Below are 16,776 nucleotides of genomic sequence, written 5' to 3'. Positions count from 1 at the left end.
GTTATCTGAATAGTGTCTGAATTGAGTGAGTGACAGGCACCAGTCATATTTTATGTCGAAAAAAATAGTTGCCCGGGAAATCCTTTACGATTTCCCTTAGTGTAGTTGAAATGTTATGGAGAATAGTGAAGCTAATTCCATGAAAAGATCTGTTGCCAAGTGAGATGAATCATTATCCATAAGACTCATTTATTTTCTTTCACAAAAAAAGCCAGTTTCCATTACGCTTCGAAACTAGCTTGTGACAGACTTTTTTTACTACGTCTTCTTGACAAATTGTTGTATGAGATATTTGATGGGTACCATTTTAGCTTACTTTGCCCTTTACATCTCTATATCAATTAACGTGCCACGAGTATTAATGTCGTTGGACTAATTTCATGGGTTTCTGCATCTAAAATCTTTTCTAGGTTCATCGCTGTTTCTTGCAATTCTTTATTTTCATTGACAATGAAAACAGGTGCGCCTCCGCCTTGTAGCATCTCTTTTTTTGTTGTGACAATTGCTACGATTTCTGTCTCTGTACTCATCTAGTTCCACCTCTACTCATATAATCCCAACCTTCTAAACATCCCCTAGTACGAAGTTTCATGATTTACCTTTATCCGCCTTTCTTGGCATCCGCAGAGCACTATCTAGCACTGGAACTTGTTCAATGACTGTTTTAATTTGATGAAATTCTTTTTCTCTTGGCATAATAAATAAAGCAATTCTACCATCTTCTAGATCCCGTTTTGCAAGCGGTATGAGCCCTGGTTCGCCCGAATCTATAAATGCACCTAGTACAGTTGCAACCTGGTGTAAAATTGCTTGACGCTGTCCAAGGTGAGATAACGTAACAATACTATTTTGATTGTTCGGCGTCAGAATGGCACCAACTGCTCGTTCTTGAATCATTTTTCTTGTCTGTTCTAAACCGACATTTTTAATGATAATATTGTCTACATATAAGGTTGGACCTTCAAAACGAATCTCCCCTTCTGAGACGTCCGCAATACTTGAGATTACGTTACCGGACATTCTGCCTTTCGAAACGAAAAGCATCACAATTCCGCTGATAATTCCAAACCAAATTGAATATACAGTAAATAGTGAAGTCACAAGCCCCGTAAACATGACTAAGTAATTTCTACTTTCAAAAGCTTGTGCCATCCCTTCAATAAACGGAGTACCTCGTTTCACAAGTTCACTTTCATCAATTTTCTCTAATGTTTCCCTTTCCATTTTTCGAACTTCCCGAAATTGCGTTGCCGCAAGTCCAAAGAAGGTCACGGCTGTCCAATCTGATTCAAGTACAGCAGGAATTACGACGGCACCGATAAAAGCTGCAATGAATCCAAAGGATAAGTGAATTAGCCGGCCTTGCGGATATGTTGGATATTGCCTAAAATCCGTGCGAAGTAACATAAGGCGCGACATGAATCCAAAGAAGATTCCTAGTACAACTGGAAGTAAGTATTGGACCATCCTATAATCTCCTTTCAGTACATCTAGGTTAACCAAATAAATAAAAGATTATAATACGGAGTGCAATGTGCGCATAGAAAAGTTAAACATTGGCAAGTATGAACACGGAAAGGAAGGTTATTCATGGTGAAAATTGAAAATCTTATCAGCAAAATCATCACAACACAAAAGGCGATGGTATTGGCAGTGATTGTCGATGGAGAAGGTTCTGCGTATCAAGAAGGAGCTTGGATGTTGTTTATCGAAGGTGATAGGCCAATCGGTATTTTAAATCAGGGTTCTTTTGAAAATGATTTACATAACAGGTCAGGAAGATTATTCCGCACTGGCCAAACAGAAGTTATTTCTTATGATTTGAGTAAGGAAGATGAGGCAGATTGTGGACGCGGCGCGGGATGTCACGGCATTGTGCATATTCTATTACGTGACATAGACGAAAACTTTCAAAAGATACTTACCTCGATGAATGAAACATTACGTAAAATGACACCCATTTTATATATCCAGTCAATAAATGATCTTTCACAGTATATATTTTCGCATCAAGATGAAGATACTTTTGGTTTTTGGGATAGTGATGCCGATTGGGAATGGATTCATGCAAAACCATCACAAAAGATTGTTGGACAAAAAAATTTTGGGACTCAAACATATTTTATACAATTGATTTGGCCATAACTGAAGATAAATACCGTATTTTTGAAGTTAATTAAGAAAACAGTAAAACTCCCATTTAAATGAATAAATGGGAGTTTTTGTTAGTAACTAATCCGTGCCTTCCTATTTCGGAAATCCATTTCATGGTAGTAAGCATCTTTTACTAATAAATTAGGCCCTAAGCAACGAACTGCCGGACAATGACATGAGACCGTTTGTGCAAGCGGTCTCTCTAGCCACCGTTCTAGCATGATAGGCAATGAATCTGTTTGAATATTCCCCATCGGAGGCGTATCGCCAAAGTCAGTCACAATCACATCTCCTGTGAAAATATTAACGTTTAATCGTGAACGTCCATCTGGATCATTTCGTACTGACACATTTTTGCTAGAGTAAATCCGTTCTAATAGTGCTAAGTCTTCTTGATTGTCACTACACGGATAAAATGGTAATGTGCCAAATAACATCCATACGTCTTCATCTCGAATATCAAGTAACTGGTGTATCGCTTCTCTTGTTTGATCTAATGATAAAACTTCTAAGTTCGCAGCACTTGAAACTGGATACATTGGGTGAATCTCATGTCGTGCACATTTCATTTCTTCAATAACTTGTTTATGGATGTGAGCTAAATGAGGGTATGTCCGTTTATTTAACATCGTTTCGGCGGAAACCATGACCCCCGCCTCTGCCAACGCACGGCTATTTTCAATCATTCTTTCAAACTGTGCCGCTCGTCGTTCACTAGAAGGTTTTCGTTGCATATTCGCAAATCCGCCCTCTACAAAATCATCAATTGTTCCCCAGTTATGAGAAATATGTAGTACATCTAAATAAGGTGCAATTTCCATATACCGATCTAGCGGCATCGTCAGATTTGAATTTAACTGAGAACGAATGCCTCGTCTATGTGTATATTGCAACAGTGGCAACACATATTCTTCAATCGACTTTTTTGAGAACATCGGCTCTCCGCCGGTAATACTAAATGTGCGCAAATTTGGAATCTCATCCAAACGCTTAATAAGTAACTCAAGCGGCAATCCCTCTGGATCCTTCATTTGCAACATATCTCCAACCGCGCAATGTTCACAGCGCATATTACATAAATACGTTGTCGTAAATTCAATACTCGACAATGTAAATTTACCATGCTGTTCAATATCCAAATAAGCTTCCCACGGATCATTTGTAGGCGTCATCGTCAGAATCTTCATTTCTTTACTCATCATATGTTCACAAGCTCCTTGATTATAAAACTACTGTTGGCATTGCAACATATTTAAGTATGCACCTCGAATTAAAGTTAAGCAAGGCGTGTTAGTAAAAAATTGGGAATTTGATAACTTTTTCCTGTCTATCGCTCCACGTCTTTATATTGATAGCGACTATCTGTAGCGTATCGATTATAGCGAAGTTTATACAACCTAAAAAAATGTTGGACAAATACTTTGAGGACTGCAAATCCTGGAATCCCAAGAATAACCCCCGCCACACCAAACAATGAGCCAGCCGTTAACAACACGAAAATAATTGTAATCGGATGAATTTGTAATGACTTCCCCATAATTTGCGGTGAAATAAATTTCCCATCAATTAATTGAACAATTGTCCAGACAATCGCAAGCTTTACGATCATAAATGGAGAAGTGACAACTGCAATTATAACTGCAGGGGTAATCGCAATTAATGGGCCTAAGTACGGAACAACACTTGTAAACATAGCCAACACACCTAATAGAAGTGCGTAATCCATACCGATAATGAAAAATCCAATCGATACCATGACACCGATACAAATCGCTACAAGTATTTGACCTTGGATGTATGAACTAATTTGATGGTCTGTTTGTTTCACAATATCCCGTGCATCATCTCTCATTCGAGGCGGTAACATATTGATAAATACTTTCGGTAATTTTTCGCCATCTTTTAATAAATAAAACAAGATAAACGGGACCGTGACTATTGCCAAAACAAATCCAGTTAATGCGCTAACAAATGAAGTGACCCCGACCGCAATGCCGCCAACTGCATCCGTTATTGTTTTTCCGATGTTACTTGGCGCAGTATCGACTAAAGATGCGAGATTAATATCTAAACTCTCGTAAAATGAGGAAAAAATAGACGTTCTTAAAAAATGATCAATCGTCAATGTCAACTTTTTAAAATATGTTGGGAAATCATCTACAAGATTATGAAATTGAATTTTTAAAAACGGGACGACTAGGAATATTAGTAATGTAATTAGCCCTCCGGTTGCAAGAAATAAAATGAGAATTCCCCACATTCTCGGTATTTTTGCTTTCTCTAATAAACGTAATACGGGCCTTAGTAAATAATAACCGATCATCGCAAGGATAACTGGCAAAACAACTGTTGAAAACAAGACAGAAAGTGGATAAAACACAAAAGGGATTTGTTTAAAAACAAATATAATTAACCCGACAAGTAAAATAGAAACGAGTACAAAAAGTGTACTTTTCCCTCCTAAAAAGGAAATAATATTCCCCTTTTTTTCATTTATTTGATGACGGTTCTCTCGTCCATTACTCTCCATAAGTATCCCTCCCTCTTTCCAAACGAACATTTAGTTTAATGGCATGTTTAAAAATGTAGCAATAGCTTCTTTATTTTTTTCAAGATTAATTTCAATCACAGAACCCGCATGGCGATAAGAATTGAATGAATAGCTACCTTCAACTGGAACTGTCATCGTTTCAACATCGATGCCTTTGCTAAATAAAATTGGCAGTACACGTGCAATTTCATCTTTTGCTGTTAAATCTGTTTCGATAAATCCTGAAAGTGCTCCTACAAGTTTAGGCGCGCGCAAGATCATCGTCGGGTTCATCGCTTCTTTTTTTATTGCAGTAATCACTTCCTGTTGTCGGGCAACGCGGCCAAAATCACCTTCTGCATCCGCCCTAAATCTGGCATAGCCAAGTAACTCTTGTCCATTTAATTTTTTCAAGCCAGGCGTTAAGGTAACACCAATTTGTTCGGACATCTCTTTTTGCACATTGATTTCTACACCTTGAGGAAAAGCGATATCGACAATCGACTCGAAATTGTCAAAGTCTACAATCGCATAGTGATGAATGGGCAAACCAAACATCCCGGTAATGGTATCTTTCGTCGTTTGAACGCCACCTAAATAATAAGCAGTATTTAATTTATAAGACTTATAGCCAGGAATTTCTGCGTATATGTCACGCATAAATGAAATCACACGCATAGTCCCTTCTTTTTTATCCCAAGATAAAACCATCATAGTATCAGTTCTTGATTTTCCACTCCCATCATCGTCAATGCCTAAGAGCAAATAATTTTCAATAGATGGAAAGTTTGGATTCAGACTATCAGCTTCAAAAGTTCCAGGCTTAATCTCATTTCCTTCAGCAATAGATTTTCCAAAATTAAATTGTACGAGCGAATAAATCCCCGCCGCGATACAGAAAAGAAAAATGAGTGTGAAAATGACTCGACCAATGCGCAGTTTTTTCTTTCTCCTTCTTCTTAATATAGGCTCGTCATGATGCTCTTCCATTGTAATTCCTCCATAAATTAATCTCTTACCATAGAACGTTCTGTACCTTTGAATGGTTTCATTATTCCCTTTTATCATATCATGAGATAATCATTCCTATTGGTCAATTTGCTTCAGGAAAAAGATAAAAAGAATGATTGATTGAAATCGATTGTTTAATCAATGCAATAAATATGAATAAAATAACTTGTATCTTAGACTTGACCATGACATTCCCCCATTTTTCATTACTCACACTGCATATGCTACGAATAGGTTAACGAAAGGTGGTGGCCTTAATGGGCAATGAATACAGAGGTGGAGTTGGGTCCTCATTTGCTCTACTTGTCGTGCTTTTCATTTTATTAATCATCATTGGAGCTAGCTATATTTACTAATGGAAAACTTATTACACAAATGAACCGCTCATAGGCACTCCAAATGATTAGGGCGCTTTTTCAAGCGCTCTTTTTTTATTATAGTAAGTCTGAACGACTATCCACTCGTTTAGTCAGCCAAATTTTGATTAAATGACGCCCGAAAAGTCAAACGAATATTTACATGATTCCAATTATGCTATACTGATAACTAGAGATAAAATAGTTGAAAGGCGTTGTTTAAATTGACAAATCAGTTAGTTTCAAAAGCGGCATTTGCCGGAGGTTGCTTTTGGTGTATGGTGAAGCCATTTAAAGAGTGGGATGGCATAATTGATGTAGTATCGGGCTATATGGGTGGCCATGTAGAAAACCCTACCTATGAAGATGTGAAAAAAGGCGATTCTGGCCATTTAGAAGTTGTTGAAATTACGTTTGATCCTGCAGTTTTTACATATGAAAAGTTACTTGATATATTTTGGCAACAAATAGATCCAACTGATGCAGACGGACAATTTCAGGACCGGGGACACTCCTATTCCACTGCTATCTTTTATTATTCTGATGAACATCGTAAAGTAGCAGAGCAGTCCAAAGAAAATCTCGCTGCAAGTGGTAAATTCGACAAGCCAATCGTCACCCCGATTCGACCGGCGGAAACATTTTACCGGGCAGAAGAATACCACCAGGATTATTACATAAAAGAAAAAGAACATTATGCCGAGGACCGAGCACGTTCAGGTCGAGATGAGTTTATTCAGCAATATTGGTCTTAAAAGAGTAGACATATTATTTTTCTTCCTGTTCTAGATGAAGTTCTAGAAACTTGGAAAGATTTGAAACGGTTGATTGAATGATTTACATGAAAAAGAACAGAGCTGTCGCAGAATTCTGTACAGCTCTTTTTGTATACGTATTGTTTTTAAAGAATGATCTGTAGAAAGCATGCCCAAATATTAAGTAGCCACTTCCTGCTTTTTATTCTCAATCAGAAACGATAGGATGAGCATCATCACATAAAGCGACATCATAATGATAAACGTTAAGTGATGATCCGCTGTATAATCATACACGAGCGCAATAACGAGTGGCAATAAGCCCCCCATCACAAATCCCCCTGTCTGCATCATCGCTGTCCACGCGTTGGCATCCTGTGCGTTTTCCGTTTCATCCAGCGGTAAAAGTAACGCAACCGGGAACAAACCGCCTAACGGAATACCCATAATAAAGGCCCCTACCCACATAAGTGGATAGATACCCGTCCAGAAACAGACAATCGAAATCATTCCAGAAATGACCATCAATAATAACCAAAAGCGTCTAGAACCAAAACGTTCCATTGCCAGTGGTATTAATATATTCAAAAAGATTTGAACGGTTGTCATCACACTTAATAAAGTCCCTGCCTGCAATAAACTCATTCCGGAAGCAATGGCTATCGGTGCTAGCCAAGTAATGATTGAAAAGAATGCGGAAGATTGTAATCCGAAAAACAATAAAAATAGCCAGGCTTTTTTAGAGTTCCAAGGTGAAACGCTTTTTTTTGAGCTGCCTATTTTATCATTTGCATTTTTAAGCCTAACCTCTGCATAGCCTCTCATCGTCAAAAACCAACAAAGAAGGCCTATAATCGCGAGGACAGACCAAATGCTTAATGCAAACTGATAAGACTTTGTTGATTCATAGAATACTGCTGTTAGCCCTGCACTTGCCGCAGATCCAACTCCCATGCCAAATGAATAAACACCAATTACAGACGCCGCACGATCAGGGAAATTTTGTTTTATCATTGCAGATAATAAAGGTCCAACAATTGCAATTGCGATTCCAACGATGAGTGCGGTACTTAACAAAATAAAATATCCCGATATAAACCCACGTAATGCAGTCATTAACCCAATTAATAGAAGCATCACGTACATCGTCTGTTTGAGTCCGAACAATCGGTTAAGAATAGGAGATAACATTGCAAATATACCCATACCAATGACCGGAACAGCGGTAAGCAGACTAACTTGAGCATTTGATAGCGATAGTTGATCACGAATGGTTTCTAACATAGGTCCAATCGACGTAATCGCGGGACGTAAATTAATTGAAATCGCAAAAATCGTTATTAATAGAAGAATTATATTTGTTTTTTTATTTGTATCAGACAATAAGAATAGTCCTTTCTAGATGGAGTTTTTATTTCATCATAAATTGTCATTACAACTTACTACTTCAGTTTACCCTAGCTTACTTGCTCAAGCTACTTATCCATTTACATTTTAAGATTTACGATTATGTGTTAAACTATTAACTTTAGACGTTCCATTCTACTTGTAAATCATGTTATAATTATTGCATTGTGAATTTAGGAGGAGTCAAATGATTGCAGTTAATAATGTTAGTCTTCAATTTGCGGATCGCAAACTTTTTGAAGATGTTAATATACAATTCAATCCTGGCCACTGTTACGGCTTAATCGGAGCGAACGGTGCAGGAAAATCAACGTTTTTGAAAGTATTATCAGGTGAAATTGAACCACAAACAGGAAATGTAAGTATGAACCCAGATGAGCGGATGGCCGTTCTTAAACAAAACCATTTCGAATATGAAGAAAACGAAGTACTTGAAACAGTTATTATGGGACATAAAAAACTTTATGACATTATGAATGAAAAAAATGCGATTTATATGAAAGAAGATTTTTCTGACGAAGATGGTATGCGTGCAGCTGAGCTTGAGGGTGAATTTGCTGATTTAAATGGATGGGAAGCTGAATCCGAAGCAGCGATTTTACTTCAAGGTTTAGGGATTCCTGAATCAATGCACCACCTAAAAATGTCCGAACTAAAAGGTGCCGACAAAGTTAAAGTGCTTCTTGCTCAAGCTTTATTCGGTAAGCCAGATGTATTACTGCTAGATGAGCCGACCAACCACCTTGACATACAAGCGATTCGTTGGTTAGAAGATTTCTTAATTGATTTCGACAACACGGTTATCGTTGTTTCTCACGATAGACATTTCCTAAACAATGTTTGTACTCAAATTGCAGACCTTGATTTCGGTAAGATTCAAATTTACCCAGGAAACTATGATTTCTGGTACGAATCAAGTCAACTTGCGCTTAAAATGGCACAAGACCAAAACAAGAAAAAAGAAGAGAAGATTAAAGAGCTTGAGGCCTTTATTGCCCGATTTAGTGCGAACGCTTCTAAATCTCGACAAGCGACTTCACGTAAAAAGACGCTCGATAAAATTGAGCTAGATGACATTAAACCTTCATCAAGACGTTATCCATATGTTAACTTCCAAATTGGACGTGAAATTGGAAATGACGTTGTTACAGTCAAAGACGTTTCGAAGACAATCGATGGCGTAAAATTACTTGATAACGTGAACTTTTCAATGGGACGAGAGGATAAAATCATCCTCCTCGGTAACCCACTTGCAAAGTCTGCTTTACTTGATGTTCTAGCGGAAGTAACAGAGCCAGATACGGGTTCAATAAAATGGGGCGTTACAACAACACATGCGTACTTCCCTATTGATAACTCAGAGTTTTTCCAAGGGTCCGAGAGTACGTTAGTCGAATGGCTACGTCAATATTCTCCTGAAGATGAAACTGAAACATTCCTTAGAGGTTTCTTAGGCCGTATGCTCTTCTCTGGAGAAGAAGTAAAGAAAAAGCCTTCCGTTCTTTCTGGAGGCGAAAAAGTACGCTGCATGCTATCTAAAATGATGCTCACAAATGCGAACGTCCTTTTACTGGATGAACCTACAAACCACTTGGATTTAGAATCCATTCAATCGCTAAACAATGGGTTGACTGCATTTAAAGGTGCAATGGTATTTACATCTCATGACCATCAGTTTATTCAAACAATCGCCAATCGGATTATTGAAATCCGCGAAGATGGAACCATTATCGATAGATTAATGACTTATGAAGAATACCTTGAATGGTCAGCAAAGCAAACAGAAAAGAACTAAACATGATCGCCTTCCTTTTTATATGGAAGGCGTTTTTTGTAAATTAAATTTAGCGTATTCACTTCTAAGTACACTTCAAATTTCTTTCCACGTACCTTTATTCTTTAGGTTTATTTTATTATCATAAAGGTAATTAATTGAATAAAGGAAGTGATCTTGGATGAAAAGAACAACGAAAACTTTATTTATTTCATTCCTTGTCTGTATACTCGTCGCTTGCTCAGCAAAAGAAGCGCCGAAAGATAATGGTGAAGTTGATAAAAAAACATCATCTAATCAACAAATAAATAAAGAAAAAGAGGTGGATGTAAACAAAGAAGACAAAACAGACAAACCTAATCAAAACAAAGATGATGAAGTCCAGCTAATCAATTATTTCTTACCAAATGGTTCCAAGGCCCATTATAAAGGTGAAGGAAATGAATTTGCCGAATTTACTATTGAAGTTCATACAATCGGTAATAACTATATTATCGTTGATGAGAACAATGGTGGCGTGGAATTACGAAAAGTATATCGGATTGAAGAAAACAAAATTGTCTTGTTAGCCGAAGATCCAATCGATGTCGATAAATCTTTACCTGATGAAGAGACGTTAAATCAATTAAAAGTCAAAGAAATTTATTTGCAAAAACCATTAGTTATTGGAACTCAGTTTGATGGTTGGTCAATTATCGAAACAGACGCTACTGTTGAAACACCTTTGCAAACTTTCGACAATGCACTTGTATTAGAAATGGCGGGCAGTGGATTTACAAACTTTAAATACTTAGTCCCTGGATACGGAGAAGTATTAAGAAAATCGATTATGGAAAGCGATGAGGCAGAAGATTTTATCGTCACCTCAGCACTTGAATCAATTGAATAAAATCTGTAATAATCCGTTACCTCCTTATTGGGCTAACGGATTTTTTCATGTTAATAAATCTGTATGAATTCATAGTTTTGGGGGATAACGTAATAAAAGGAGGATTCAAAATTGAAAAAAGCCAACTATTTAATCATTGTACTCACCTTGGCTTTATTGGTAACTGGCTGTGCTGATAAAGCCGTGAAAGATAAAGATGTTTCGATAAAAGATGGGACGAATATCACTTCTAAAGAAACAGCGCAGAAAAACCAAGGTGGTGAGCAAGGTACAAACGAAGGCCTTCCCCATCAAAATGACGAAACAACCGTACCCCTTCGTGATTTTTTTCTAAAAGATGGAACAAAAGCCCACTATAAAGGTGAAGGAAATGAATTTGCCGGTTTTACAATCGAAGTTGCACAACCATACGAAAATTATTTCATCATTTATGAGGATAATGGTGGCGTATTTTTGAGAAAGATATTTAAAGTAACAGATAATCAAATCTACACGTTAGAAGAATCCACTGTTAATTATAAAGATGAATTCCCTTCTATTGAAGAATTAGACGCGCTGACACCTGTAGGGATTTATTTACAAAAGCCATTCGAAAAAGGAGCTACATTCGACCTTTGGACAATTATCAAAACTGATGAAACCGTTGAGACCCCTTTTCGAACTTTTGAAAATGCGATTGTCATTGAAAAGAAAGATAAAAACTCCATTAATCGAAAATATTTTGTCCAAGGTTTTGGTGAAGTGAAACGTGAAGCGATTCAAACCTCTGAAGGTAATTCTTTTACCGTCACTTCCGAGTTAGAATCCGTTGATGGGCATTAACGGCAAAAAGAGGCAATCCGAGAAGGACGCCTCTTTCATTTTTGGTTTTAGTTAGATTAGACTAGTTTTACAACGTTTGCAGCTTGTGGGCCGCGGTCGCCTTCAACAACTTCGAATTCAACTTGTTGACCTTCGTCAAGTGACTTGAATCCTTCTCCTTCGATAGCTGAGAAGTGTACGAACACGTCGTCTTCGTTTTCAACTTCGATGAAGCCAAAACCTTTTTCTGCGTTAAACCATTTTACTGTACCTTGTTTCATGTTGAAACCCTCCAAATAATAAATACTATAATATGAGAAAGTTCTTGAAAGAAAAATTCACATATTACAAAAAGTATCGTAAACGCCGATCACTTTTTGTAATATGTGAATACGTTACTTCGATAACTGTCTCTTTTAATTGTTGACTTAAGTATATCATTAATAAAACATTTGTCAATTCAAAATAACAAATTATTCAATTTATTATTTAAAATTCAATGATATCTGCTGTAAAAGTCCCTCCAGCATTCTTTGAATGTTTAATTAACCATCATGTAGATATAACCTTGTATATCGTGGCTTCATACTTTCATCATATACAAGGCTTTCCATCCTGAAGCAAAAATATACCATGGAAAATTTGTAAATCATCGTCGCAGCCTTCGCAAAATTGTTTTTCATCTTCAGACCAAAATGCGTAAAAACATTGTTTTTGCATACGCTCATGTTGGTACCGCTTTCTAAATCTCATGATTAGTTCATTTAAACAGCTTTCTGCACCGCTCAAATCATGAAATGATTGGCGAGACAAAACGTTTTCTTCCCAGCCATCAAACAACCACCACGGTTCAAAATCCGCTTTCATATAGATTACTTCATACAAACTGAATCTACTCCTTTTTTCATGAGAAAAATCTCTAACCTATGCTAATAATTATTCGAGAATATTGTATAATTTTAACAAAGTCCTGTATGAAGTCCACTAAAATGCACTTTGCAAAACAAAAGGAATGTTTGTAGACAGGTTTTCGGGTATAATTAAAGAGGAATATGAAACCTAATCGACTTTAATACGTATTACAGTTATATGATAAAAGGAGGCCTGAACATGACAGAAATTAAGCATTTTTTTATGAGACATTTCATAGCAGTCCCCATTAGTTTCGGCTCATGGATCTATTTACTATTTGGCACTAGTTTAAATTTTTTTGCAGCTACAGGCCTACTCATCGTCATTTATTTCGCTAGTTCATTTACAATAAAGCAGATTCAAATTCAGTCAACGACAAAAAAACTAGGTATGAAGCGTTCTGAGTATAATTATATTAAAGGACAACTTCATGAGGCTAGACGAAAATTAAAACGCTTAAATAGTTATTATGGGAAAGTTAGATCTGTGCAAGCCTTTAGGCAATTACATGAAATGAACCTTCTTTCCAGGAAAATTATTAATATCGTTAAAACAAATCCACAAAAATTTTATCAAGTAGAGAACTTCTTCTACGCACATTTAGATTCGGCGGTTGAATTAACATCCAAATATGCAATTCTTGTCAACCAACCGCTTAAAGATAAAGATATTCAAGTGGCTTTGCAAGATACGAGAGAAACTTTAAATGACGTTAGTGAGCAATTAGAGCGAGATTTACGAAATGCGATTTCATCAGATATAGAAACATTAAAAATGGAAATCGATTTTGTAGATGTGACGATGAATAAGAATAAACCTCTTTTAGAAATGAAGGGAGAAACAGAACATGACAGAAAGTAAGAATACTGTAAGTGAAATTAAAACATTTGATGATTTACTCGATAATCCTTTCGATATGAATGAACCGCTGTTACCTAAAGAAATGCAAACTAAAAATGAACAACCGGACACATCCCTCAAACTAATCGATCGTTTATCGGACGAAGAGCGTCAAAAGGCGGTTCAATTAGCGGACCAAATTCCTGTTGGTAATTATGAAGCAATTATCTCATATGGTGCAAACGCACAAGGGGAACTTTCACGCTTTTCTCATAAAATGCTCGACCATGTCCAAAACCAGGATGTAGGGCCTGTTGGTGACATACTTAAAGACTTAATGAGTAAACTTGGAGAAATTAATCCAGATGATTTAGGTGAAAAGAAACAATCTGCCCTTAGCCGCTTATTCGGCCGAGTTTCTAAATCAATTCAAGAAATGATGACAAAATATCAAAAGTTAAGCACACAAATCGATCGAATCGGTGTTCAACTAGAGCATTCAAAAATGGGATTAATGGAAGACGTAAAAATGCTCGATCAATTATACGAGCAAAACAAAACATATTTTCAAGCATTAAATGTTTACATCGCTGCTGGAGAATTAAAACGTGATGAACTTGCGAATGAAATTATTCCAAAAATGCGAAGAGAAGCCGAATTATCGAATGATCAAATGGCTTATCAAGAAGTTAATGATATGGTACAATTTTTGGATCGACTTGAAAAACGTCTGTATGATCTACAGCTGTCACGCCAAATCACCATACAAAGTGCGCCGCAAATTCGTATGATTCAACAGACGAACCAAACGCTTGCAGAGAAAATTCAATCATCCATAATGACTTCTATTCCATTATGGAAAAACCAAATTGCGATTGCATTAACGTTAAATCGACAGAAAAAAGCAGTTGAATCTCAAAAAATGGTAACAAAAACAACTAATGATTTACTCCTTAAAAACTCAGAAATGTTGAAAGTGAATTCCATTGAAACCGCCAAGGAGAACGAGCGTGGAATCATTGAAATCGATACGTTGAAAAAGACGCAAGAAAACCTTATTCAGACGATTGAAGAAACACTCCTTATCCAAGCAGATGGCCGTGAAAAACGAAAAGCTGCTGAAATTGAAATTGGGCGTATGGAAGAAGAACTTAAACAAAGATTACTGGCAGTTCATGAAAAAACTGAAAATCGATCTTCATAAAAACTTAAACTTTCCATTGACTATTTCGATTTCGTAGGCAAAGGATTATTCCCCCTTATGATTTGTTCCAATTAAATAAGTTTATAAACTGTAAACACGGATTTTCCTGTTTACAGTTTTTTATTTGTAACGAAAGCAACGTTAAATAAGCTTAACAACTTAAAACGAGTGTTGTTGCTACGAATAAATCGTTACAACAACACTCGTTTTACTATTGCAAATACCCACTTTAGTTTGTTCGAATCACAATCGCGAGTAGTTTCCTCAAAATTCTTAACGTTTGGTCTGAAAATCCTTCTACTGTATGTGAGGATGCTGTTTTATTGCCATATATCATTGAAAAAATGGCTCTTTGATCTTCTGTGGGTTCTTCTTTAGCTAAAAATAAATGAATAACTGAGATGCCTCTTTTTTCTGATTCCATAACGGCTTCCGCTGTATCTACAATACCATTCCGATCATACCCAAATGCAGAGGGTTCTCCATCAGAGAAAACAAGTAAAAATTTATGTTTTTCTGGTCTTCGTGCAAGACGATCAGCCATCCAACGTATCGCAAAACCGTCTCGATTATCTTCACCCGCATCAAACGATAAAATTGGCAGCCCACTATCCGAATTTCGATCTTGAAAAGTATGCATCAAGCCAAAAATATTCGGTTGAACTTCTGCCGAAGCTTTGAAAGCATCTTCCGCATATGAAGAGATTTCATGGCTCACTTGTAGTTCTCGTAACACATCATGAAATAACAACACGGCTTTTTTTGTTTCATCCAATTTATCAATCATGGATGCTGAACCATCAACGAGTAAACCGAACACTGCATCTAATTGAGTAGATGGTGCGTTTTTTCGATAAAATGGTTTCGGGCGCTCATCAATTAATAAAGTCGTTAATTTTGTTGATAGTCGACCGTGCATGAGCCGTTCCCTTTTAGTTTCTTGTTTTAAGTCTATTCTTTTTCTCATTTCTTCTACAAACGAACGAACGTATGGCTTTTGTGATTCACGCCATAGTTGCAGTTTTCGACGATTTTCAATTTCATTTTGGATTTCGACTATCTGTTCTTCATAGACAACATTGAGATGTTCTTTCCCGAACTGATGGCCTGCTTGTTTTTTGGGGTTGTCGCGCCCACCTGTTTGTTCTCGTTCATCTTCGGCTTCTTGTTCGCTTTTATCGCCAACGGATTGACCATACCCAGTTTCTTCAATTTCCGCTTCATTGCTTCCCTCAGTGGCATCCTCGCCTATTGCCTTGCTTGAACGGCCGTGTTCCAATTCAAATTGTAAGTGCACGCCCTGTTCTTCTTCATTTTCCTCATGCCATGTTCTAAAGACTTCCTCGATTGTATCTTTTGAATCTTCCTCTCCACTTTCCGCGTCTTGCATTCCTTCATGGTATTCAAACGGCGCGATTTCTTTTCCTGTGAAAGCATCACCGATTGAATAATATTGATGGAGTAAGTCGGCTTGAATCGAATCTTCAATGACTGTCATGATTCGATTCACTACATATACATTTTCCTCGGTACTTTTCGTATCATATGCATTTTCTAAAATTGATTTTACTAAATCAAATTGAATCGGTCCCCATTCAATTGATGATCCAGCAAAAGTTCCTTCGTATAGAACGATGTATAATTCATTTAATAATGCATCAGCAAGATGTCCCATTCGCATGTTTGTTTGAACACCAGTTCTATGAAAAGCCACATATGCCTCTTTTCGAACTGTGAATGCGTCGACTGTTCCGGGTCTTTCATTCATAATTTTATCTGATAACCGAAATTCCTCGAGCATTAATAATAGTTCGAATGCCAATTGTTTGAGTGTATGATGTTCATAGTTTAGCGTGAAATTTCTCCATGTTTGGATGTTAAAATGCTTCCAAAATCCAGCAGATAATAAATAAATATCTGAGAGGCGACCAGCATGCATGATTTCTTCAGCTCGATGACGCCAAAACACTGTCATCGACAATACACCTTCCTCAGGACGAAATTCTAATAACTTCCGTTCGGTTAATTCTAAATAATTTGCATCAGCTAAAGCCCTTGCTAACCGCTCGTATAATATTAATGTTTTTGTATCAACCGTTTCATCATTAAACTGGATAAATCGGTTCATTTTAACCATGAATAT

Annotated in this window: 17 protein-coding genes; 8 read left to right on the top strand and 9 right to left on the bottom strand. The window is 36.9% G+C overall.

All coding sequences use genetic code 11. From position 1 onward, the window contains the following. Positions 1 to 341: 341 nt before the first annotated feature. Positions 342 to 530 carry a capping complex subunit for YIEGIA gene (locus tag BI350_RS09335; RefSeq protein WP_075527853.1) on the bottom strand — a complete coding sequence of 63 codons (189 nt, stop codon included), beginning with the start codon at positions 528 to 530 and terminating at the stop codon, positions 342 to 344. Between the two features lie 58 nt (positions 531 to 588). Continuing rightward, positions 589 to 1,467, bottom strand: a complete 879-nt coding sequence (locus BI350_RS09330; protein WP_075527852.1) for a YIEGIA family protein — start codon at positions 1,465 to 1,467, stop codon at positions 589 to 591. 123 nt (positions 1,468 to 1,590) lie between these two features. Here BI350_RS09330 and BI350_RS09325 point away from each other — a divergent pair, with 123 nt between their 5' ends. Beyond that, a complete protein-coding gene (locus BI350_RS09325) occupies positions 1,591 to 2,145 on the top strand; it encodes an XdhC family protein (RefSeq protein WP_075527851.1) in 555 nt (184 codons plus the stop codon). An 80-nt stretch (positions 2,146 to 2,225) separates the two neighbouring features. Here the strand turns inward: BI350_RS09325 and yfkAB are convergent, their stop codons facing one another. The 3 genes from yfkAB to BI350_RS09310 form a co-directional block, all read right to left on the bottom strand. Then, positions 2,226 to 3,353, bottom strand: a complete 1,128-nt coding sequence (gene yfkAB / locus BI350_RS09320) for a radical SAM/CxCxxxxC motif protein YfkAB (protein ID WP_075529325.1) — start codon at positions 3,351 to 3,353, stop codon at positions 2,226 to 2,228. Between the two features lie 128 nt (positions 3,354 to 3,481). Next, positions 3,482 to 4,684, bottom strand: coding sequence for an AI-2E family transporter (locus tag BI350_RS09315; RefSeq protein ID WP_075527850.1), 1,203 nt, complete (start codon positions 4,682 to 4,684; stop codon positions 3,482 to 3,484). Positions 4,685 to 4,714: 30 nt separating this feature from the next. Further along, positions 4,715 to 5,674 carry an LCP family protein gene (locus BI350_RS09310; RefSeq protein ID WP_075527849.1) on the bottom strand — a complete coding sequence of 320 codons (960 nt, stop codon included), beginning with the start codon at positions 5,672 to 5,674 and terminating at the stop codon, positions 4,715 to 4,717. Positions 5,675 to 5,952: 278 nt separating this feature from the next. Between BI350_RS09310 and BI350_RS16670 the strand changes: the two genes are divergently transcribed. Both BI350_RS16670 and msrA read left to right on the top strand, forming a co-directional pair. Continuing rightward, positions 5,953 to 6,051 (top strand): YjcZ family sporulation protein, encoded by a 99-nt coding sequence (locus tag BI350_RS16670; RefSeq protein WP_082295025.1) that lies wholly within the window; start codon positions 5,953 to 5,955, stop codon positions 6,049 to 6,051. Positions 6,052 to 6,329: 278 nt separating this feature from the next. Continuing rightward, positions 6,330 to 6,806: a peptide-methionine (S)-S-oxide reductase MsrA gene (gene msrA / locus BI350_RS09305; RefSeq protein ID WP_075527848.1), complete on the top strand. Its 477-nt coding sequence runs from the start codon at positions 6,330 to 6,332 to the stop codon at positions 6,804 to 6,806. 180 nt (positions 6,807 to 6,986) lie between these two features. Here the strand turns inward: msrA and BI350_RS09300 are convergent, their stop codons facing one another. Beyond that, the gene (locus tag BI350_RS09300) at positions 6,987 to 8,189 is read right to left on the bottom strand and encodes an MFS transporter (RefSeq protein ID WP_075527847.1); all 1,203 of its coding nucleotides are present in this window, start codon (positions 8,187 to 8,189) and stop codon (positions 6,987 to 6,989) included. Between the two features lie 211 nt (positions 8,190 to 8,400). Here BI350_RS09300 and BI350_RS09295 point away from each other — a divergent pair, with 211 nt between their 5' ends. The 3 genes from BI350_RS09295 (at position 8,401) to BI350_RS09285 (ending at position 11,698) form a co-directional block, all read left to right on the top strand. Next, positions 8,401 to 10,008, top strand: coding sequence for an ABC-F family ATP-binding cassette domain-containing protein (locus tag BI350_RS09295; protein ID WP_075527846.1), 1,608 nt, complete (start codon positions 8,401 to 8,403; stop codon positions 10,006 to 10,008). Positions 10,009 to 10,168: 160 nt separating this feature from the next. Next, positions 10,169 to 10,876: a hypothetical protein gene (locus BI350_RS09290; RefSeq protein ID WP_075527845.1), complete on the top strand. Its 708-nt coding sequence runs from the start codon at positions 10,169 to 10,171 to the stop codon at positions 10,874 to 10,876. Between the two features lie 111 nt (positions 10,877 to 10,987). Beyond that, positions 10,988 to 11,698 (top strand): hypothetical protein, encoded by a 711-nt coding sequence (locus tag BI350_RS09285; protein ID WP_075527844.1) that lies wholly within the window; start codon positions 10,988 to 10,990, stop codon positions 11,696 to 11,698. A 56-nt stretch (positions 11,699 to 11,754) separates the two neighbouring features. Here BI350_RS09285 and BI350_RS09280 read toward each other — a convergent pair whose 3' ends face one another. Both BI350_RS09280 and BI350_RS09275 read right to left on the bottom strand, forming a co-directional pair. Beyond that, positions 11,755 to 11,958: a cold-shock protein gene (locus tag BI350_RS09280; RefSeq protein ID WP_075527843.1), complete on the bottom strand. Its 204-nt coding sequence runs from the start codon at positions 11,956 to 11,958 to the stop codon at positions 11,755 to 11,757. A gap of 313 nt (positions 11,959 to 12,271) precedes the next feature. Continuing rightward, entirely contained in the window at positions 12,272 to 12,562 is a 291-nt protein-coding gene (locus BI350_RS09275) for a DUF1033 family protein (RefSeq protein WP_075527842.1), read from the bottom strand. A gap of 225 nt (positions 12,563 to 12,787) precedes the next feature. Between BI350_RS09275 and BI350_RS09270 the strand changes: the two genes are divergently transcribed. Continuing rightward, a complete protein-coding gene (locus tag BI350_RS09270) occupies positions 12,788 to 13,450 on the top strand; it encodes a 5-bromo-4-chloroindolyl phosphate hydrolysis family protein (protein ID WP_075527841.1) in 663 nt (220 codons plus the stop codon). Next, positions 13,437 to 14,633, top strand: coding sequence for a toxic anion resistance protein (locus BI350_RS09265; protein ID WP_075527840.1), 1,197 nt, complete (start codon positions 13,437 to 13,439; stop codon positions 14,631 to 14,633). The genes BI350_RS09270 and BI350_RS09265 overlap by 14 nt, the downstream gene beginning before the upstream one ends. Positions 14,634 to 14,862: 229 nt before the next feature. On the opposite strand, the gene BI350_RS09260 is transcribed toward BI350_RS09265, so the two are convergent. Beyond that, the gene (locus tag BI350_RS09260; protein ID WP_075527839.1) at positions 14,863 to 16,770 is read right to left on the bottom strand and encodes a vWA domain-containing protein; all 1,908 of its coding nucleotides are present in this window, start codon (positions 16,768 to 16,770) and stop codon (positions 14,863 to 14,865) included. Between the last annotated feature and the right edge of the window lie 6 nt (positions 16,771 to 16,776).

This window comes from Sporosarcina ureilytica (assembly GCF_001753205.1).
Classification (GTDB): domain Bacteria; phylum Bacillota; class Bacilli; order Bacillales_A; family Planococcaceae; genus Sporosarcina; species Sporosarcina ureilytica.
This window is presented reverse-complemented; position numbering and strand designations above follow the sequence as displayed.